This is a genomic window from Bradyrhizobium sp. Ken01, assembly GCF_055807355.1.
The window spans coordinates 1-18,919 of record NZ_JBVVPC010000013.1; the positions used below are offsets into that span (position 1 = coordinate 1).

An 18,919-nucleotide genomic window follows, 5' to 3' on the forward strand; every position below is an offset into this window, starting at 1 on the left:
CGCGCGACGCGCGCATCACATAGCGCCGTAGCTAGCGCGGCTTGGCCGCGGAGGCCGACCCGTTACCCCATCTACGGGGCTACAGGACTTACGCTCCGCGCACGATCTCGCGGATATATCCGATCGTCTCCTCGACCTGGCTCGCATTGACGTCGAGATGGGTGCAGGCGCGGATGCGGCCGTCCATCATCGCAAGCGTCACACCGCGCTGGCGCAGCGCCGCGACCATCTTGTCGCCGGGAATGCCGGCACCATCGGGCTTGAAGAACACCAGATTGGTCTCGGGCTCCTGCACCTCGACGCCTGCGATCTGCGACAGTCCGCGAGCGAGCGCGCGCGCATTGGCGTGATCGTCGGCGAGCCGCTCGACATGATGGTCGAGCGCGTAGATGCAAGCCGCCGCGCAGATTCCGGCCTGTCGCATCGAGCCGCCGAGTCGCTGCTTCCACTGCCAGACCGCATCGATGAAGGCGCGCGAGCCCGCCAGCACGCCGCCGATCGGCGCGCCCAAGCCCTTCGAGAAGTCGATCCAGGCCGAATCCCACCCCGCGGTCATGTCGCGCGGGGAGATGCCGCTCGCGACAGTGGCGTTGAGCAGGCGTGCGCCGTCCATGTGGGTGACGAGGCCATGTTGTTTCGCGATCGCGACGATCTCGTCGAGCGCGGCTTTCTTCCAGATCGTGCCGCCGCCGATATTGGCGGTCTGCTCGACGCTGACCACCGTCTGCGGCGGCTGGTAGCGGGTGCGCGGATGCAGCGCTCTGCGAAAGGTCTCCGGCGTGAACTGGCCGTCGGGCCCCTTCAATTGCGTGACCTGAAAGCCGCCGATTGCGGCATGCGCCCCGCCTTCGCGCGCGATGATGTGCGCGCTTTCATGCGCGAGGATCTCGTCGCCGGGGCGGCAATGCACCAGCGTCGCGGTGACGTTGCACATCGTGCCTGACGGCATGTACACCGCGGCTTCCTTGCCGAGCAGCTCGGCGACGCGCTCGCACAGCGCGTTCACGGTCGGATCGTCGCCGACCTGCTCGTCGCCGACCTCCGCCCGCGCCATCGCCTCGCGCATCGCGGGTGTCGGCTTGGTCTGCGTGTCCGAGAGCAGATTGATGCGCACTGGCGGCGCTTTGGGATCGATCGGGGGAGGGGTGTAGAGCATGCGACGCCTCCTGAAAGTAAACGGCCACTGAAGTGTGGCTCTTTAAGCAAAAAGGCCCCGGCGAACCGGGGCCTTTCGATATTCAGATCTTAGCGCGAATAGAATTCGACGACCAGATGCGGCTCCATCTGCACCGGGAACGGCACGTCGGAGAGGTGCGGGATGCGAATGTATTTCGCGGTCATCTTGCCATGGTCGACTTCGAGATAGTCGGGGGTGTCACGCTCGGAGAGCTGGCTGGCTTCGAGGACGTGAGCGAGCTGCTTGGAGGATTCCTTGACCTCGATCACATCGCCGAGCTTGACCAGATAGCTCGAGATGTTGACCTTGCGGCCGTTCACCTTGACGTGGCCGTGGTTGATGAACTGGCGCGCGGCGAAGATCGTCGAGACGAACTTGGCACGGTACACGACCGCGTCGAGACGGCGCTCGAGCAGGCCGATCAGGTTCTCGCCGGTGTCACCCTTGAGGCGGCTGGCCTCGACATAGATGCTGTGGAACTGACGCTCGGAGATGTTGGCGTAGTAACCCTTCAGCTTCTGCTTGGCGCGCAGCTGCACGCCGAAGTCGGAGAGCTTGCCCTTGCGGCGCTGGCCGTGCTGGCCGGGGCCGTATTCGCGGCGGTTCACGGGGCTCTTCGGGCGGCCCCAGATGTTCTGGCCCATACGGCGATCGAGCTTGTACTTCGCCTCACTGCGCTTAGTCATCGCGTCCTCTTCAGGTACATGGTTTGAGGAAACGCGCCCTCCTGTGTGACGGGCTAGCCCGGCACTGACAGGTCCGATCCCAAAGCTTAAGGGACAGGACCACGGGTCGCGAAACGCTTCGCGGGCCGAAATCGGCCCGCGAGCAAGCGGCTTTTAGGAGGATTTGGGGCTCGCTGTCAATGCGAATGGCCCGGACTCACGTCCCGACCGCTCGGATCGGCTTCGACCCGGCCGCACGTAATTCGGCAGCGATTTCAGTGTTCAGGACCTGTTCCAGCCGGGTCAGGACCCGGGCGATCGGGGCGGCGTCGGTGACCCGATGATCCCAGCGGATCACGACATGGATGGTCTGGTCGGGCCCGACCACCCCATAGCTGACGATGAAGGGGCCGGGCGTGATGGGGTGAAGCTCGCCGCCACCATAGGCGGCCACCGAGCTCACCGCGAAGCTGCCGAACCAATTGCCGCGCTGCCGGCCGAAATTCAGCCCGATCGCCCAGGACAGCCGCCGCAGTGGCAGCGGCAGGCGGGTCACCCGCATGATCTTGCGGAACATGGGAATTTCGTCGATCGGGGCGGTCTTGGCGCGCCGGATCTCGGCATCGACCGCGGCCAGCGTCATGGCCTCGGGAGCAACGATTCGCTGCGGGATCACGCATTCCTCGCCGCCCTCGACCCGGGCAATGGCCACCGACGCCACGCTCTTCGGCAGCTCGTAGAGCGATGGCCAGGGCCATTTGACATGCACGGTACGCAGGACCGGCTCGTCCCTGGCGACCAGGGCAAAAGCCTTGACGAACATGGCCGCCCAGCCGCCTGGCGCGATCGTGCCCGCGCGGGCCTCCAGCAGGGGGCCAATATCGAGCGATCGGGAAAGGGACACGAAAGGCACGCCCATCGAGGCGTGCATGAGGTCGATGATCAGGCGACGCGGCAGCGAAATGGTCTTGGGCGTCCCGCGCATCGCTCTTTGGTTTCCCCTGATTAAAGTTTGTGCAGCGAACGGGGTTCCCGCTCGCCGCCTGCTCTAGCACGAACCAACCCGCGTGGGGCCGGTCGGTTCGCCGCATCAGGGTGCCGGCGAGGCCAGCGGCTTGGTCTTGTCGACGATGTAAACTCCAAGCACTTTCATAGCCTTATCGCCGTGGGCTTTGGCGTCGTGCACGACGCCTGCCGGGATCTGGTAGGAATCGCCGGCTTTCAGCGTCTTTTCCGGCTGCCCGTCGATGAGGAGATTGAGCTCGCCTTCGAGCACGTAGCCGGTCTCGATGCCCGGATGGGTATGGCGACCGGCCGCGCCGCCCGCCGGAACCTCCGCAATGGCCGTGATGGTGTTGTAGCCATCGGGAAATTCGACCTTCTGGAGCGGGGTGCGTTTGATGCCGGGCTGCTGGGCGAAGGCCGCAACAGCGAGGCCGGTGAAGGCGAAAGCGAGCAAAGTCTTTTTGAGCATGGTTTTTTCCTCCCTGGAACGACTGAGCCTAGCAGCGCCGCTTATCCCGGCAAGGTGGCAATCGGCCTGTTCAGCGCCTGATCCCATCGAACGCCGCCATGATGCCGCGCTGGAAGAGCGACCAGTCGAAGCCGAGCGCGATCGCGCGGTAGCCGCGGTCGACCAGGGCGTTGGCCTGGTCTGCGGTCCGCGCCACGCCGCCGATCGGCACGCCGCTTCTGAGGATGCCGGCCTCGGCCCGCGCCACCAGCTCCAGCAATTCCGGATCGTCCATCTGGCCGCGCTTGTTGATGGAGGTGGCGAGATCGCCGGGGCCGATTACGGCGACGTCGATGCCGGGCGTGGCCATGATCTCGTCGATGCGATTGACGGCGTCGACGTGCTCGATGGTGATCATGCAGATCATCTCGTCGTCGGCGCTGGCCATGTAGTCCGGCATCGACTGGCCCCAGCGGAATGGTGCATGGAACGGACCCCAGAGCCGATCGCCGCGCGGCGGATAGCGCACGCTGCGCACCGCTTTCTCGGCTTCAGTGCAATTGGTGATCATCGGGAAATTGATGCCGAAGGCGCCGATGTCCATCGGTGCCTTCGCAAGCCATGGCTCGTTCGCTGCGATCCGCACCAGCGGTGTACATGGTGTGCCGGTGGTGGCCGCGATCATCGCATGTGCTTCGGTCAGTCCAATCGGCCCGTGCTCGAGATCGACGATGATCCAGTCGAGGGAGCGCGCCATGATCTGCACGGTCTGCACGCTCGGGATCGTCGCGATCGCGCCGAAGGCGGGACGACCCTCGCGCCAGAGCTGGCGGAGACGATTGAGCGGCGTTGCGGGGAGCGACATGGAGAGCCTTGCGATCATCTTGGCGATAACGACGACGGCGGAGCCTAGCAGCGCGCCATCGAGGCGCAAGGTCAGGCCGGAATGCGGCCGCCGAAGAACGGCGTCAGCATGGCCGAAAGGTCATGCACGCGGTTCGAGGTGAAGATCATCTCGGCACCGGATTGCGCGATGCCACCGGTGTGCGGGCCGAGCAGCTCCGAGACGCGGCGGGCGATCGCGGGCGCCGGATCGATCCAGTCGACCGGCCAGGGCGCGAGCTTTTTCAGCCGGTCGAGCAGCAGCGGATAATGCGTGCAGGCGAGCACCACCGTGTCGGTGCGTGCGCCTGCGTCCCCGGCATCGCCGACGAAACACGGGGCGAGCTCGGCGAGGATGGAGTCGTCGCTGACGGGAGAGCCGCTGAGCTCGGCTTCAGCCAGCGCGGCCAGCTCGGGCGAGCCGACCAGTGTCACCTCGCAGCCTTGCGCGAAATCGCGGATCAGCGCCTTGGTGTATTCGCGCTTCACCGTGCCCTTGGTGCCGAGCACCGACACCCGCCGGCTCCTCGACTGCGCGCAGGCCGGCTTGATCGCCGGCACCGTGCCGACGAAGGGCAGGGAATAAGCGGCGCGCAGATGCGATAGGACCAGGGTGGACGCCGTGTTGCAGGCGATGACGACGAGGTCAGGATCGTGCGTGCCGACCAATTCCCCCATCAGCGGCACCACGCGGGCGATGATCGCGTCCTCGCTGTGGTGGCCGTAGGGGAAGAAGGCGTCGTCCGCGACGTAGACGTAATGCGCGTCGGAGCGCGCAGCCACGACCTCACGCAGAACCGTGAGCCCGCCAAGGCCGGAATCGAACACCAGAATCGTCGGAGAATTGGTCACGTGAACACTCTATCCCGACGTGGTTACCATTCGGTTTTTGAGGCGGTTTTGCGGCAGGGGCGTTGAGGGCCAATTTGGATGGATTCAATTTCGCGATTGCCGCATGGTCCCGGTATCAGCTGCCGTACTGCGGTGCGGGGAGGGACAGGCCCGCAAAACTCCGGAGAGCCGACATGATCAGAAATACCAGCAACGGCTGGGGCAGCATTTCCCGATGGTTGCACTGGATTCTGGCGCTGACCATCATCGGCATGATCGGCTTCGGGTGGTGGATGAACCACATCCCGGCGCGTCCCGACCGCTTCTTCTACCGCTCGATCCACGCCGATATCGGCTATGTGATCCTGCTGCTCACGGTGCTGCGCCTGGTCTGGCGCCTCGCCAACCCGACGCCGACCATGCCGGCCGAGACCTCGCGCTGGCATAAGGTCGCGGCCCATGTCAGTCACGGCGCGCTCTATCTCGCCGTCATCATCGTCGCCATGCTCGGCTGGGCGCATTCCGGTGCGCACGCACCTGATTATTCGGACTTCTTCGGCCTGTTTCACGTGCCGCAATTCACCGCTTCCGACCGCGCGGCGGCGGGCGCCTATGAAGACCGCCACATCCTCTTTGCCTATGTGCTGCTCGCGTTGATCGCGATTCACGTGATCGCCGCCCTGTGGCACCATTTCATCCGCCGCGACCGCGTCGTGGCGCGGATGGTGACGGACGAGGCCTAGTCGCAAGCACACCCATGCGTTCTCGTGGCGCATCCCACGTTCTGCTTCATGTCTTCAGGAGGCCTCATGTTCACCGTCCATCATCTCGGCAAGTCGCAGTCCGAGCGAATCGTCTGGCTGTGCGAGGAGTTGGGGATTCCCTACGAGCTGAAGCGCTATACGCGTGATCCTGTCACCATGCTGGCTCCGTCCGAGTACAAGGCGCTGCATCCGGCTGGCACGGCCCCTGTGATCACCGACGGCGAGCTGGTGCTCGCGGAATCCGCCGCCGTCGTCGACTACATCCTTGCGAAATATGGCAACGGCCGACTCGTGCTCGGTCCCACTGATCCCGCCTTCGCGCAGTTTCTGTATTGGCTTCATTTCGCCAATGGCACCCTGCAACCCGGCATGGGGCGGATGATGATCCTGAGCCGGCTCGATCTCGCCAAGGACAATCCGACCCTGCTCGCGATGAAGGGGCGTCTCGATCGGGCTTACGATCTTCTCGACGCAAGGCTTCGCGAGGCCGAATACCTTGCGGGCAGTGCCTTCACGACCGCCGACATCATGACAGTTTTCTCGCTCACCACCATGCGCTACTTCCAGCCCTATGACGTGTCGCGCTGTCCCAACGTGGTCAAATATCTCGGCCGCATCGGCGCGCGGGCGGGCTATCGGCGTGCGATGGAGAAGGGCGACCCGGGCATGGCGCTGCTCTTGAACTGAGTGGTGAGGCGATCGATCACGCGATCCTGTTCGTGGTGGCGGCCCTTTCTGTTGCCAGCTGCTTCTGCAGGCGCTCGATGTTTTGCAGCAGGCGCTGGCTGGTCAGCACCAGGAAGTAATAGCCGAACTGCGGATCCTGGAAGTAGATCTCGAGCAGCCGGTCGTAGGTGATCGTCAGCACCTGGCCGTCCTCGATGCACTCGACCGTTCCGGTGCGCCGGTTGTCCGGCGTGAGGAAGCCGAGCTCGCCCATGAGCGTTCCGGGCAGGATCTCGATGTTGATCTCTTTGACCAGGAACTTGCCGGTGACGGTGAGGAACATCTCGTTGGCCGGATCGCGCAGCTTGAACAGCGTGTCGCCGCGGCGATATTTGCGTTCGGTCATGAACGGCTTGAGCCATTCGATCGACATGTCGCCTTCGGCCGCATGGCGCGCCTTCTTGACCAGCTTGAGCATCTGCCGCAGGCGCAGGGCGTTGATCGGTAGCAGCAGGAGATAGAGCAGGAAGGTCGAGACGTTGGCGGAGAGCGCGCCGAAGACGGCGAAGAACGCGCAGCCGACCATGTTGGCGACGCGCAACGGCACCATGGTCCGCATCAGAAGAGTTGCGACGAAGAAGCCGGCCCCGACCGCGGCGAACATATTAGCCAGCGTGATGTTCTGGACGAAGATCTCCAGCATCCGATTGAAGATCGAGTCATAGGTGACGTTGTTCGGATCGAGGCCCATCTGGACCAGGATCTTCGCGATCCTGAGGTTATCCGTCGCCGCCTCGAGAATGCGGTCGAGGATCGACGAAATGTCTGCGCTGCCGGACGGCATGGTACTATCCCCGCGTAAGGCCTTCAGTCACGGTCGTATTCTCGACACCATAGCCGAAATCGAACGACGACCGCTTGAATGAAGCTTTCGGCCGCCGTGCCGCAAGGGGCAAATTTTAGCCTGATCGGGCGTTTCGGCAATTGCCTGTTTGGCGGTGCGTATGGCCGTGGCGCGCCCGCGATTCGGGGGCTAACGGGTCCGAGCCTCGGCGTGGTGGACCTCGGCGGCCGACGGGGTGGGGCGGGACCAGGCGTGGGCGTGGGCGATCCCCCGCCTCAGGGCTTGGCGGGCGGCACGACCTGCTGCTCGACCAGGCCGAGGTGCCCCGGCAGCGAACCGGCGCGCAGCAGCATGGCGACGCTGTTTGCTTCCTCCAGGGTGAAATTGCCGGAGATCTGGCCAGAGCCGCCGGTGATGGGCTCGCGGATTATGGGGGCGGAGATCACCTTGCCGTCGAGCACGATGGCGAAGGGCTTTGCGATATTCTCCTCGGTGATGTGGGCAAAGCGCCGCGTGCCGCGGCCGTTGAAGCGGAACGAGGCGATCGGCTCTTTCGTGGCGCTCGCAAACCCCGGGCCCGCATAGCTGATGTCGTCGCCGTCGAGCACGCTGTCCTTGGCGACCAGATAAAGGCTCTTGTCCTTGAAGCCGGGCAGGACTTCCGTGCCTGCCGGGGGCGTGCCGGATTGCGCCTGCTCAGGCGGCATGGAGAGGTCGATCAGGCGGAAGCCGACCTTGACCCTTCGGGCGAAGACCGCGGTGACGCGCTCGGGCTCCATCACACCGGGCAGGAAGATTCGGATGCGGTCGGTGCCATCGGGCTGGACGCTGGCGAGCTGGACGCCGGCCTCCTTCAGACGCTGCTCGATCATGGCGATGGCATCTTCGACGAGTTCGTGCAACCGCGCGGCGGATGCCGCATTGGTCGGCGCGAGCCTGACCAGTCCGTCGCTGCCGTCGGTCACGGCGAGTGCATGCGACGGCAATCCTTCTGCGGCCGACGCGAGCTTGCGTGCGAGTTGCTCGCGGCCCTTGACGTCGGCAATCTTCAACTCGACGCCGCCGTCGCGGATCGCAAGACCGGAGAAGGCGATCTTGCCATCGCGCAGGTTCTTGTAGACGTCGTCGCGCAAATCCGTGACGACGCTCTCACGCAGGCCATCGGTGTCTACCCTGTAGACGATGCGTGACCCGCCGAGCTTCTCCATCTTGTCGCTGATGAAGGCCGAGATCTTGGCGCGCATCTTGTCGAGCTGGCCGTCCTCGGCGAGTGCCGCGCGGGGCAGGGCGATCACCGATGTCATGATTTCCGCTGTCACGGCGAAGGCGATGAACAGCCGGGTGGCGCAATCCCGCGGGGGCGTAGTCATGATCACCTCGAGTCTTGCGGCAGGGCGCTGGCAAGGGCGCTGCAATGTGAGTCCGATGCCAGTTCTTGGTCCCCGGATCGGGCGCGCAGGTTCAAAGGCCTGTGCCAGAGCCCATTGTCGCCGACGTTAGGTCATGGACGAACGCCAAATCATCCATCATTCTGCCCGTGCTCGGCCGGCCAATCGGTCGAGGCCTCGCCGACCCCAAAAGTCAAAAAGACAGGGCGCGGGGAAATGCATCTGAGGGAGGACGGAGTTCCATGGCGGGCATCCATGCGCTCGATCGGCTCATCGGCAGCGACTATCCGGACTTGGCGACGGACGCCGAGGTTCGAGCCTTCGAGCAGGTCCCTTACGCCGATCGCGTCGCGGCCGAGAGCACCTACGACGCCATCAGGCTGGGTGCGGTCCGCAACCCCGACGGCCCGGCGATCCAGTTCCTGCAAAATGCCGATCCGGCCGACACGCCGGTCGTGGTCACGTACCGCGACTTCATCGCGCGCGTCACGCAGGCCGCCAACATGTTTCACGCGCTTGACGTCGAGAAGGGCGACGTCGTCAGCTTCATGCTGCCGCTGGTGCCGGACGCCTTTGTAACGCTGTTCGGCGCGGAGGCCGCCGGCATCGCCAATCCCGTCAATCCGCTGCTGGAGCCGCACCAGATCGCGGAGATCCTCGAGGCCGCGAATACGAAAATCCTGGTGGCGCTCGGGCCGATGCCGGGCACCGACATCTGGCAGAAAGTCGAGCAGATCAGGCCGCAACTCAAGCACCTCAAGGCGATCGTGCAGGTGTTCGGCGGTGGCGATCCGGCGAACGGCATCTATGCCTTCAGCGACCTGATCAAGCAGCAGCCTTCGGACCGCCTGATCAGTGGGCGAAAGATTTTGGGCCGCGACATCGCCGCCTATTTCCACACCGGCGGCACCACCGGCACGCCAAAGCTGGTGCGGCACACGCATGCCAACCAAGTCTATCAGGCCTGGGCACTCAATCTGCTGCTGAAGTCGAAGCCGGGCGCCAACATGCTGTTTGGCATGCCGCTGTTTCACGTCGGGGGCTCGTTGACGCAGGTGCTGACGACGCTGTCGGCAGGCGGTTCGCTGGTCGTGCTGTCGCCGAGCGGATGGCGCAATCCGAATGCGGTGAAGAACATCTGGCAACTGGTCGAGCGCTTCAAGCCGGAGGCGCTGTCGAGCGTGCCGACTGTACTCGCCGCGACGCTCGCGGTGCCGCCTGGCAGCGCCGACATCTCCAGCCTGAAATATGCAGCCGGTGGCGGCTCCGCGATCCCGGTCGCGGTCGGGTCTGCGATCCAGGACAAGCTCAAGCTGCCGGTCGTCGAGGTCTACGGCATGACCGAGACCTCGAGCGTGCACACGCTGGCCTACCGGTCGCGGCCGATCCGGCTCGGTTCGGTCGGCCTTCCCATGCCTTACGCGCGGGTCCGCATCGTTCAGCTCGATGGCGAGGGCAAGCTGATCCGCGACTGCGCGCCGGACGAGATCGGCGTCGTCATCATGGCCGGGCCCGGTGTGTTCGGCGGCTATCTCAACGACGAGCACAACAAGGGTGCCTTCGTCGACGAAGTCTGGGTCAATTCCGGCGATCTTGGCCGGCTCGATGCCGACGGTTATCTCTGGATCACCGGCCGCGCCAAGGATCTCGTGATCCGCGGCGGCCACAACATCGATCCGGCGCCGATCGAGGAGATCATGTTCCGCCATCCCGCCGTCGGCTTCGCCGCGGTGGTCGGCCAGCCCGACGCCTATGCCGGCGAGCTGCCGGTGGGGTATGTGCAACTGAAGCCGGGCGCGACCGTCGAACCCGGCGAGCTGGAGACGTGGGTGCGCGAGCGTACGCCGGAGCGCGCGGCTGTCCCGGTGCAGGTCATCCCGATAGATCCGATGCCGGTGACGGGCGTCGGCAAAGTGTTCAAGCCGCAGCTGCGCTGGGACGCAGCCGAGCGCGTCTTCACGAAGGTGCTGACACCGCTTGCCGAGCGCGGCATCGACTGCAACGTCAGGGTCGGCGCTCACGGCAGCCACGGTTCGATCGCCACCGTGACGCTGGCCGGGCTGCCGGCGGCCCAGCGCGAGGCGGTTGCAAGCGAGGTGCACGCACTGCTTGCACCGTTCGTGATGCGCCACGAAGTGGTGCAAATGTAACGGACTCAACAGATGGCTTTGGCGTCAGCTCGAAAGCAGGGCGACGCTTCGTCGCATTATCCATACCCCTGAGAGAGCCTCTTATGTGACAAATATCACATAGGAAGAATTGGTAATTGAGCGATGGTCCGAATAGTCTCGTGGAATTGCATCCGGGGGGACGCAAGTGATTCCGTTTCGGATATTTGCTTTGTTGATTTTGGCCATTGGCCTCGCCTGCGGACCGGCCCATGCGGACCGGCGGGTTGCGCTTGTCATCGGCAATTCCGCCTACAAGAGCGCGCCCAAGCTCGGCAACCCCGTCAACGATGCCACTCTGGTCGGCGGCATGTTCAAGAAGGCGGGATTTGATTCCGTCGACGTCAGGCTGGATCTCAGTGCGAGCGAGATGCGGCGCATGTTGCGTGAGTTCGCCGGCAGGACCCGCGATGCCGATATGGCGGTGATCTATTACGCCGGCCACGGCATCGAGCTGGAAGGCACCAACTATCTCATTCCGATTGACGCGACGCTGGAGACCGATGGCGACGTGCTCGACGAAACCATCCCGGTCGAGCGTGCGCTGTTTGCGGTGGAGCCGGCCAAGCAGCTGCGCCTGATCATCCTGGACGCGTGCCGTGACAATCCGTTTTCCAAGACTATGAAGCGGACGCTGGCCTCGCGCGCGATCGGACGCGGCCTCGCCAAGGTCGAGCCGACCAGCCCCAACACCATGATTGCGTTCGCGGCAAAGGCCGGTTCGACAGCGTCCGACGGCGACTCCAGGAACAGCCCGTTTGCCGTCGCTTTGGTCGAGCACCTGCCCAAGCCAGGCCTCGATTTGCGCAAGGCGTTCGGCTTCGTGCGCGATGACGTGCTCAAGAGCACCGGCTACAAGCAGGAGCCCTATGTCTATGGCTCGCTCGGAGGCGACGATGTGCCGCTGGTCGCGACCAAGCCGGCAGCGACCGGGCCGCAGGCCAACCCGCAGGATTCTATTCGCAGGGATTACGAGCTCGCGCTGCAGCTTGCCACGCGCGACGGTTGGGAAGCCTTCCTGGCGCAATATCCCGAAGGTTTTTATGCCAATCTGGCCAAGGGCCAGATGAACAAGATCGCCGCCGAAGAGACGCGCGCGTCGGCCGAGCAAAAAGCGAATGCGGCCGAGCAGCAGAAGGCAAGGCTTATTGCCGAACGCGCCCAGAAGGCCGAGCAGGACAAGGCGGCCGCGGCGGCGAAGGCGGCCGAAGAGGCCCGGATCGCGGCGGAGAAACAGAAGCAGATCGAGCAGGCGAGGACGGAGGCAGCGGAGCACCAGCGCAAGCTGGCCGAAGCTGCCGCGGCAAAAGCACAGGCGGAAAAGCAGGCGGCGGAGCAGGCCAAGGCCGAGCTTGTTGCCAGGCAGGCCGCCGAGAAGGCGGAGCGGGCCGCCAAGCCTGTGGCCGATCGGCAGATGCCTGAGGCCGAGCAGAAAGTTGCAGCCCTTGCGCCAGCGCCGGCATCCACATTGTCGGCGGCTGATCTGACAAAATCCGTGCAGAGTGAATTGCGCCGCGTCGGCTGTCTGTCCGCCACCGCCGACGGCGACTGGAGCGCCGCATCGCAGCGTTCTCTGGCCCTGTTCAACAAATATGCCGGCACCCAATTCGACGCCAAGCTGGCAAGCGTCGACGCGCTCGATGCACTGAAAGCGAAGCCCGGACGGGTCTGCCCGCTCATTTGCAATTTCGGCTCCAAGGCCGACGGGGATCAATGCGTAAAAATTACATGCCGCGCCGGCTATCGCGTCGGTGACGACAACGAATGCGAGAAGATTCAGGAGAAGAAGCCAGCGCCTACCGCCCGCGACGAGCCGAGAAGGCGCGACCAAGACCGGAAGGACGCAGAATCTGCGGCACCGAAATCGCAAGCGTCCGGGCAGATGATCTGCAACAACGCAGGATGCAGGCCGATTGCTAAGGGATGTCGGCTCGCGTTGGTTCCCCATCCTAGCAACGCCAGCGTCAAGATCACCGGTGAGGTGTGTAACTGATGGCGATCCCTGCCTTCCGAGATTGCGCCCTCGGGCTCAAAGTTCTTGTTCTTCTTGTTCTGGCGAGCTGCAGCCCGGCCCTCGCCGACAAGCGCGTTGCGCTCGTCATCGGCAATTCTGCCTACAAGAACGCGCCGCGGCTCGCGAACCCGGTGAACGACGCCGGGCTGGTCGGCGGCATGTTCAGGAATGCGGGTTTCGATTCGGTCGAGATCAGGCTGGACCTCAATGCCAGCGAAATGCGGCGATCGCTACGCGAGTTCGCGGCCAGGACGCGCGATGCCGACATGGCGGTGATCTACTATGCGGGCCACGGCATCGAGCTGGACGGCAACAACTACCTCGTTCCAACCGATGCCATGCTGGAAACCGACGGCGACGTCCTCGACGAGACCGTCGCGCTGGATCGCGCGCTGTATGCGGTCGAACCGGCCAAACAACTCCGTCTCGTCATCCTCGATGCATGTCGTGACAATCCTTTTGCCAAGACGATGAAGCGCACCCTGGCCTCGCGCGCGATTGGTGGCGGACTTGCCAAGGTTGAGCCAACCAGTCCGAACACGATGATCGCGTTTGCGGCCAAGGCGGGATCGACAGCGTCCGATGGCGACTCCCGCAATAGCCCGTTCGCAGTCGCGTTGACCGATCATCTGCCGAAGCCTGGGCTCGATTTGCGCAAGGCGTTCGGGTTTGTCCGTGACGACGTCTTGAAGAAAACCGGCAACAAGCAGGAGCCGTATGTCTATGGCTCTCTGGGTGGCAGCGATGTGCCGCTGGTGCCGGCAAGGCCGGCCGCCGCAGCCGGTCCGCAGGCAAATCCGCAGGACAGTGTGCGCAAAGACTACGAGCTTGCCCTTCAGGCCGGGCTGCGCGAGGCCTGGGAAGCATTCCTCCAGACCTATCCGGACGGCTTTTACGCCAACCTCGCCCGCGTGCAGTTGAAGAAGATTGCCGCCGAGGAGGATCGCACGGCGGCGACGGAGAAGGCGCGTCTGGCCGAACAGGAGAAGACGAGGCTCGCGACCGAACGAGCCCAGAAGGCCGAGCAGGAGAAAGCGGCCGCTGCTGCGAAAGCCGCGGAAGAGGCGCGGATCGCGGCCGAGAAAGCCAAGCAGGTCGAGCAGGCCAAGGCGGAGGCGGCCGAACGAGATCGCAAGGCGGCCGAAGCTGCCGCGGCCAAGTCGCTCGCGGAGAAGCGGGCGATGGAGAAGGCGGCAGCTGAGGCGGCAGCGAAGCAGGCAGCGGACAAGCAGGCGGCTGACGCCGAGAGCAGGAAGGTCGCCGCGCTGGCGCCGCCGCCCAGTGCTCCGCCGCCCGGCGATCTCGCGAAATCCTTGCAGAGCGAACTGCGCCGCGTCGGCTGCCTTTCGTCTACCGCCGACGGCGACTGGAACGCCGCGTCGCAGCGCTCGCTAACGCTGTTCAACAAATATGCAGGCACCCAGTTCGACGCGAAGCTTGCGAGTGTCGACGCGCTTGATGCGCTGAAGGCAAAGCCGGGCCGGGTCTGTCCGCTGGTGTGCAATTTCGGCTTCAAAGCCGATGGCGATCAATGCGCGAAGATCACCTGCCGGGCCGGCTATCATGTCGGCGACGACAACGAATGCGAGAAACTGCCAGAGAAGAAGCCGGTCGCGACGCGCGAGGATTCGAAGCGGCGGGACACGGATAGGAGAGAAGCGGAATCTGCTGCCCCAAAATCGCAAGCCTCAGGACAGATAATCTGCACGAGTGCTGGATGCAGGCCGGTGGCGAAAGGGTGTCGCATTGTGCGAGATCCGAGGCCGGGTAGCGCGGGCATGTCACAAGCGGAAGTGTGCAATTAGTCGTCCATCGCTGAGCACAGCATCCTCGTCTCGAGCTCTTGCGGATTGCTCGAGTGCTTGGACCATCCGGCGCATTCAATGCGCGCCGGGAAGGTGAGCATGCACTGATGCCCTCGGCGCTCATCAGGGGCGCGAACTTCTCAGCTTGCATGCCTTGCCGCGAGCGAGCATCATCCCAAGAAAATGGGGGAAACCGATGCCACAATTCTCTCGCCGCGGCCACCTTCAGCAATTGTCGGCCGTGTTCGGATCCGCAGCGCTTTTCGGGTGGTCGAGGTCCGCATCGGCTTCGGAGGTAGACATTCCTCCCGAGGGCATCGGCAAGGGCATCAAGCACATCTCCTATAGCGACATCGGCGGACGGCCCGACAGCGTGCAAGTGATGTTCAACCGGCAGCACGTCTATGTCGGGCACATGTTCAGCGACGGCGTGACAATCCTGGACGCATCCGATCCGCGTGCGGTGAAGCCGGTCAATTTCTTCACCGCAGGACAATACACCCGCACCCACCATTTGCAGGTGGCGGAAGACCTGCTGCTGCTTGCGAACGGCGCCAATATCGTCGCGATGCAGTCCTACGACAACATGCGCGGCTATTTCGAGAACACGCTGGTCGACAGCATCACCAAAGCCAAGAAATTCCGCTGCGGCCTCTCGATCCACGACATATCGAAACCGAACGAGATGCGCGAGATCGCGTTCCTCGAAATGCCGGGCTTCGGCATCAACCGTCTGTGGTGGCCGGGCGGCCGCTACGCCTATGTGTCGGCGCATCTCGACGGGTTCACCGACCATATCCTTTGCGTGGTCGATCTCAAGACCATCACGAAACCGGAGATCGTCGCGAAATGGTGGCTGCCGGGCATGAACCGCGCGGCGGGCGAGCCGGCGACGCCAAAGGGCAAGCGCTTTGCGCTCCATCACATGATCACGGCGGGTGATCGCGGCTATGCCGCCTGGCGCGATGGCGGCTTCACCATTCATGACATCAGCGATCCCACGAATCCAAAGCTGCTGTCCCACATCAACTGGTCACCACCCTTCGCCGGCGGCACGCATACGCCGCTGCCGCTGCCCAAGCGACAGCTCGCAATCGTCGCGGACGAAGCCAATGCGGACAATTGCGCCAAGGGCCTGTTCCATACGTTCGTTCTCGACGTGCGCGCGCCTGGAAACCCGGTGCCGATCGCAACCCTGCCGACCCCGCGCGACCGCGATTTCTGCACGAACGGCACCTTCGGGCCGCATAATCTGCACGAGAACCGCCCGGGCTCGTTCCAGAGCGATGAGACGATCTTTGCGACCTACAACAATGCCGGCGTCAGGGTGTTCGACATCAGGGACGCCTTCGCACCGAAGGAGATCGCGTATTGGGTGCCGCCGACACCGAAAAAGCTCATCGACCCGCGCCCGAACGTCGCGCTCGCGGCCAAGACCTGCGGACGCCTATGTCCGGCCGGACGGACTGATGTTCGTCTCCGACTGGAACGCCGGCATGCACGTGCTGCAATATCAGGGATGAGCGGTGTCGCCGTGCCCACCATTCGCAGCGAAGAAGGCTGTGGTGGGCACGCTTTCGCTTTGCCCACCGTACGAGACCTGCGCTAACCCGCCGGCATCCGCGTTTCGACGAGTCGCGCCCAATAAGACGCGCCGTGGCCTAGGATGTTGTCGTTGAAGACGTAGGCCGGGTGGTGGCACTCGTTGCCGTCGCCCATGCCGACCAGGATCATCGCGCCGGGGCGGGCTTCCAGCATGAAGGAGAAGTCCTCGGCGCCCATCATGGGAATGAACTTGTCGTTGACGCGCTCGGCACCGACGATGTCGCGGGCGACGTCGGCGGCAAGGCCGGCCTCGCGCGCATGGTTCATCGTCACCGGGTACATGCGCGTGTACTTCGTCTCCGCCGAGCCGCCATAGGCGCGGGCGACGCTGTCGGCGACTTCGCCGATGCGGCGCTCGACGAGATCGCGCACTTCAGGGTCGAGCGTGCGCACGGTGCCGCCGAGCTCGGCGATCTCCGGGATGATGTTGAAGGCCGTGCCGGAATGGAATTGCGTGATCGAGATGACGGCGGACTTCAGCGGATCGACGTTGCGCGCGACGATCGATTGCAGCGCGTTGACGATCTGGGCGCCGATCAGCACGCTGTCGATGGACTTGTGCGGACCCGCGCCGGCGTGGCCGCCCTTGCCGTGGACCGTGATCTGGATGTTGTCGGAGGAGGCGAGCATCGCGCCGGGCGTGGTCGCGAAATGTCCTTCGGGCAGGCCCGGCATATTGTGCATGCCATAGACCTCCTGGATGTTCCAGCGCGTCATCAGCCCGTCCTCGACCATCGCCTTGCCGCCGCCGCCGCCTTCTTCCGCGGGCTGGAAGATCACGACGGCCGTGCCGTCGAAATTGCGCGTCTCGGCGAGATATTTGGCGGCGCCGAGCAGCATGGCCGTGTGGCCGTCATGACCGCAGGCGTGCATCTTGCCGGGGACCTTGGAGGCGTAGGCGACGCCCGACGTCTCCATGATCGGCAGCGCGTCCATGTCGGCGCGCAGGCCAATGGTTTTGCCCGAGGCGGATTTGCGGCCGCGGATCACACCGACGACGCCGGTGCGGCCGATGCCCGTCACCACCTCGTCGCAGCCGAACTCCCGCAAGCGATCGGCGACGATGCCGGCGGTGCGGTGGACGTCGTATTGCAGCTCCGGGTTCTCATGGAAGTCATGGCGCCAGGCGGCCATTTCGTCGGAGAGGGCGGCGACGCGGTTGACGATGGGCATGGGGAGGATCCGCCTTGATTTGTAGCCCGGATGAGCGAAGCGACATCGGGGATCTTTGTGAGGGAAGTCCCGGGTGTCGCTGCGCTCACCCGGGCTACGAATGACGTTCAGCTTTCGCCGAACACGCGCTTGAAGATCGTATCGACGTGCTTGAAATGATAGCCGAGGTCGAATTGCTCCTCGATCTCGGCGTCGGTCAGATACTTCTTCACTTCAGCGTCCTTCTTCAGGAGCTGGAGGAAGTCGCCTTCGCCGCGCCAGACCGGCATGGCGTTGCGCTGCACGAGCTTGTAGGCGTCCTCGCGGCTTGCGCCCTTCTGCGTCAGCGCCAGCAGCACGCGCTGCGAATGCACGAGGCCGCCGAGGCGGTCGAGGTTCTTCTGCATGTTGGCGGGGTACACCAGCAGCTTGTCGATCAGGCCGGCGAGGCGCACCAGCGCGAAGTCGAGCGTCACCGTCGCGTCCGGGCCCATCATGCGCTCGGCGGAGGAGTGCGAGATGTCGCGCTCGTGCCAGAGTACGACGTTCTCCAGCGCCGGCGTCACATAGGCGCGCACCATGCGCGACAGCCCGGTGAGGTTTTCCGAGAGCACCGGATTACGCTTGTGCGGCATCGCGGACGAACCCTTCTGCCCTTCGGAGAAGAACTCCTCGGCTTCCAGCACTTCGGTGCGCTGCATGTGGCGGATTTCGACCGCGAAACGCTCGACCGAGGACGCGATCACGCCGAGCGTCGAGAAATACATCGCGTGGCGGTCGCGGGGGATGACCTGCGTCGAGATCGGCTCGGGGACGAGGCCCATGGCCTTGGCAACATGCTGTTCGACACGCGGATCGATCTGGGCAAAAGTGCCGACCGCGCCGGAGATGGCGCAGGTCGCGACTTCCTTCCGCGCCGCGATCAGGCGCTCCCTAGCGCGCGAGAACTCCGCATAGGCATAAGCGAGCTTGAGGCCGAAGGTCACAGGTTCGGCGTGGATGCCGTGGCTGCGGCCGATGGTCGGCGTCATCTTGTGCTCGAGGGCGCGCTTCTTCAGCGCCGCCAGCACCTTGTCGAGGTCGGCGAGCAGCAGGTCGGCGGCGCGGGTGAGCTGGACGTTGAGGCAGGTGTCGAGCACGTCGGAGGACGTCATGCCCTGATGCACGAAGCGCGCTTCGGGGCCAACGATCTCGGCGAGGTGGGTGAGGAAGGCGATGACGTCGTGCTTGGTCTCGCGCTCGATCTCGTCGATGCGGGCGACGTCGAAAGTGGCGTCCTTGGCCTTGGCCCAGACCGTTTTGGCGGCCTCCTTGGGAATCGTGCCGAGCTCGGCAAGGGCGTCCGCCGCATGCGCCTCGATCTCGAACCAGATCTTGAACCGGGTCTGCGGCTCCCAGATCGAGGCCATTTCCGGGCGGGTATAGCGGGGGATCATTGGACTGCTCCAGGAAGGTGGGCGGGCGACCCAGGAGGGGCGACCTGCCAAAATGTTTTTTACGCCGTG

Annotated in this window: 15 protein-coding genes and 1 pseudogene; 6 read left to right on the forward strand and 10 right to left on the reverse strand. The window is 64.4% G+C overall.

The window, feature by feature from the left end:
• Window positions 1-88: 88 nt before the first annotated feature.
• The 6 genes from AC0L3S_RS14910 to murI all read right to left on the reverse strand — a co-directional run bounded on the left by AC0L3S_RS14910 (window position 89) and on the right by murI (window position 5,029).
• Window positions 89-1,156: a threonine aldolase family protein gene (locus AC0L3S_RS14910; RefSeq protein WP_473279578.1), complete on the reverse strand. Its 1,068-nt coding sequence runs from the start codon at window positions 1,154-1,156 to the stop codon at window positions 89-91.
• An 89-nt stretch (window positions 1,157-1,245) separates the two neighbouring features.
• Complete coding sequence (rpsD, locus tag AC0L3S_RS14915; protein WP_007602315.1) at window positions 1,246-1,863, reverse strand: 30S ribosomal protein S4; 618 nt, start codon at window positions 1,861-1,863, stop codon at window positions 1,246-1,248.
• Window positions 1,864-2,059: 196 nt separating this feature from the next.
• Window positions 2,060-2,827 carry an acyltransferase gene (locus AC0L3S_RS14920; RefSeq protein WP_473279579.1) on the reverse strand — a complete coding sequence of 256 codons (768 nt, stop codon included), beginning with the start codon at window positions 2,825-2,827 and terminating at the stop codon, window positions 2,060-2,062.
• Between the two features lie 105 nt (window positions 2,828-2,932).
• Window positions 2,933-3,316: a cupin domain-containing protein gene (locus AC0L3S_RS14925; RefSeq protein WP_473279580.1), complete on the reverse strand. Its 384-nt coding sequence runs from the start codon at window positions 3,314-3,316 to the stop codon at window positions 2,933-2,935.
• 70 nt (window positions 3,317-3,386) lie between these two features.
• Complete coding sequence (locus AC0L3S_RS14930; RefSeq protein ID WP_473259068.1) at window positions 3,387-4,160, reverse strand: HpcH/HpaI aldolase family protein; 774 nt, start codon at window positions 4,158-4,160, stop codon at window positions 3,387-3,389.
• Window positions 4,161-4,231: 71 nt separating this feature from the next.
• A complete protein-coding gene (gene murI / locus AC0L3S_RS14935; RefSeq protein WP_473259065.1) occupies window positions 4,232-5,029 on the reverse strand; it encodes a glutamate racemase in 798 nt (265 codons plus the stop codon).
• A 173-nt stretch (window positions 5,030-5,202) separates the two neighbouring features.
• Between murI and AC0L3S_RS14940 the strand changes: the two genes are divergently transcribed.
• Both AC0L3S_RS14940 and AC0L3S_RS14945 read left to right on the forward strand, forming a co-directional pair.
• Window positions 5,203-5,751 carry a cytochrome b gene (locus tag AC0L3S_RS14940; RefSeq protein WP_473279581.1) on the forward strand — a complete coding sequence of 183 codons (549 nt, stop codon included), beginning with the start codon at window positions 5,203-5,205 and terminating at the stop codon, window positions 5,749-5,751.
• Window positions 5,752-5,817: 66 nt separating this feature from the next.
• Window positions 5,818-6,459, forward strand: a complete 642-nt coding sequence (locus AC0L3S_RS14945; RefSeq protein ID WP_473259061.1) for a glutathione S-transferase family protein — start codon at window positions 5,818-5,820, stop codon at window positions 6,457-6,459.
• A 16-nt stretch (window positions 6,460-6,475) separates the two neighbouring features.
• On the opposite strand, the gene AC0L3S_RS14950 is transcribed toward AC0L3S_RS14945, so the two are convergent.
• Both AC0L3S_RS14950 and AC0L3S_RS14955 read right to left on the reverse strand, forming a co-directional pair.
• Complete coding sequence (locus tag AC0L3S_RS14950) at window positions 6,476-7,282, reverse strand: Crp/Fnr family transcriptional regulator (RefSeq protein WP_027518831.1); 807 nt, start codon at window positions 7,280-7,282, stop codon at window positions 6,476-6,478.
• Between the two features lie 275 nt (window positions 7,283-7,557).
• Window positions 7,558-8,652: a SecDF P1 head subdomain-containing protein gene (locus AC0L3S_RS14955; RefSeq protein WP_473279582.1), complete on the reverse strand. Its 1,095-nt coding sequence runs from the start codon at window positions 8,650-8,652 to the stop codon at window positions 7,558-7,560.
• A 260-nt stretch (window positions 8,653-8,912) separates the two neighbouring features.
• On the opposite strand from AC0L3S_RS14955, the gene AC0L3S_RS14960 reads away from it, so the two are divergent.
• From AC0L3S_RS14960 to AC0L3S_RS14975, 4 genes and pseudogenes are all read left to right on the forward strand, one after another.
• Window positions 8,913-10,820 carry an acyl-CoA synthetase gene (locus AC0L3S_RS14960; protein WP_473279583.1) on the forward strand — a complete coding sequence of 636 codons (1,908 nt, stop codon included), beginning with the start codon at window positions 8,913-8,915 and terminating at the stop codon, window positions 10,818-10,820.
• A 166-nt stretch (window positions 10,821-10,986) separates the two neighbouring features.
• Entirely contained in the window at window positions 10,987-12,831 is a 1,845-nt protein-coding gene (locus AC0L3S_RS14965) for a caspase family protein (RefSeq protein WP_473279584.1), read from the forward strand.
• Window positions 12,831-14,657 carry a caspase family protein gene (locus AC0L3S_RS14970; protein WP_473279585.1) on the forward strand — a complete coding sequence of 609 codons (1,827 nt, stop codon included), beginning with the start codon at window positions 12,831-12,833 and terminating at the stop codon, window positions 14,655-14,657. Before AC0L3S_RS14965 ends, AC0L3S_RS14970 begins: the two co-directional genes overlap by 1 nt.
• A 196-nt stretch (window positions 14,658-14,853) precedes the next feature.
• Window positions 14,854-16,180 (forward strand): annotated as a pseudogene (locus AC0L3S_RS14975) (LVIVD repeat-containing protein).
• 82 nt (window positions 16,181-16,262) lie between these two features.
• On the opposite strand, the gene AC0L3S_RS14980 reads toward AC0L3S_RS14975, so the two are convergent.
• Window positions 16,263-17,435, reverse strand: a complete 1,173-nt coding sequence (locus AC0L3S_RS14980) for a M20 aminoacylase family protein (RefSeq protein ID WP_007612084.1) — start codon at window positions 17,433-17,435, stop codon at window positions 16,263-16,265.
• A 107-nt stretch (window positions 17,436-17,542) separates the two neighbouring features.
• Window positions 17,543-18,850: an adenylosuccinate lyase gene (purB, locus tag AC0L3S_RS14985; protein WP_473248598.1), complete on the reverse strand. Its 1,308-nt coding sequence runs from the start codon at window positions 18,848-18,850 to the stop codon at window positions 17,543-17,545.
• Window positions 18,851-18,919: the final 69 nt, after the last annotated feature.

Bases quoted from the DNA above. Each gene is read 5' to 3' on its own strand.
- AC0L3S_RS14925 (WP_473279580.1), bottom strand. From the start codon at position 3,316: ATGCTCAAAAAGACTTTGCTCGCTTTCGCCTTCACCGGCCTCGCTGTT.
- AC0L3S_RS14980 (WP_007612084.1), bottom strand. From the start codon at position 17,435: ATGCCCATCGTCAACCGCGTCGCCGCCCTCTCCGACGAAATGGCCGCC.
- AC0L3S_RS14910 (WP_473279578.1), bottom strand. From the start codon at position 1,156: ATGCTCTACACCCCTCCCCCGATCGATCCCAAAGCGCCGCCAGTGCGC.
- AC0L3S_RS14920 (WP_473279579.1), bottom strand. From the start codon at position 2,827: ATGCGCGGGACGCCCAAGACCATTTCGCTGCCGCGTCGCCTGATCATC.
- rpsD (WP_007602315.1), bottom strand. From the start codon at position 1,863: ATGACTAAGCGCAGTGAGGCGAAGTACAAGCTCGATCGCCGTATGGGC.
- AC0L3S_RS14970 (WP_473279585.1), top strand. From the start codon at position 12,831: ATGGCGATCCCTGCCTTCCGAGATTGCGCCCTCGGGCTCAAAGTTCTT.
- purB (WP_473248598.1), bottom strand. From the start codon at position 18,850: ATGATCCCCCGCTATACCCGCCCGGAAATGGCCTCGATCTGGGAGCCG.
- AC0L3S_RS14960 (WP_473279583.1), top strand. From the start codon at position 8,913: ATGGCGGGCATCCATGCGCTCGATCGGCTCATCGGCAGCGACTATCCG.
- AC0L3S_RS14940 (WP_473279581.1), top strand. From the start codon at position 5,203: ATGATCAGAAATACCAGCAACGGCTGGGGCAGCATTTCCCGATGGTTG.
- AC0L3S_RS14950 (WP_027518831.1), bottom strand. From the start codon at position 7,282: ATGCCGTCCGGCAGCGCAGACATTTCGTCGATCCTCGACCGCATTCTC.
- AC0L3S_RS14945 (WP_473259061.1), top strand. From the start codon at position 5,818: ATGTTCACCGTCCATCATCTCGGCAAGTCGCAGTCCGAGCGAATCGTC.
- AC0L3S_RS14955 (WP_473279582.1), bottom strand. From the start codon at position 8,652: ATGACTACGCCCCCGCGGGATTGCGCCACCCGGCTGTTCATCGCCTTC.
- AC0L3S_RS14930 (WP_473259068.1), bottom strand. From the start codon at position 4,160: ATGTCGCTCCCCGCAACGCCGCTCAATCGTCTCCGCCAGCTCTGGCGC.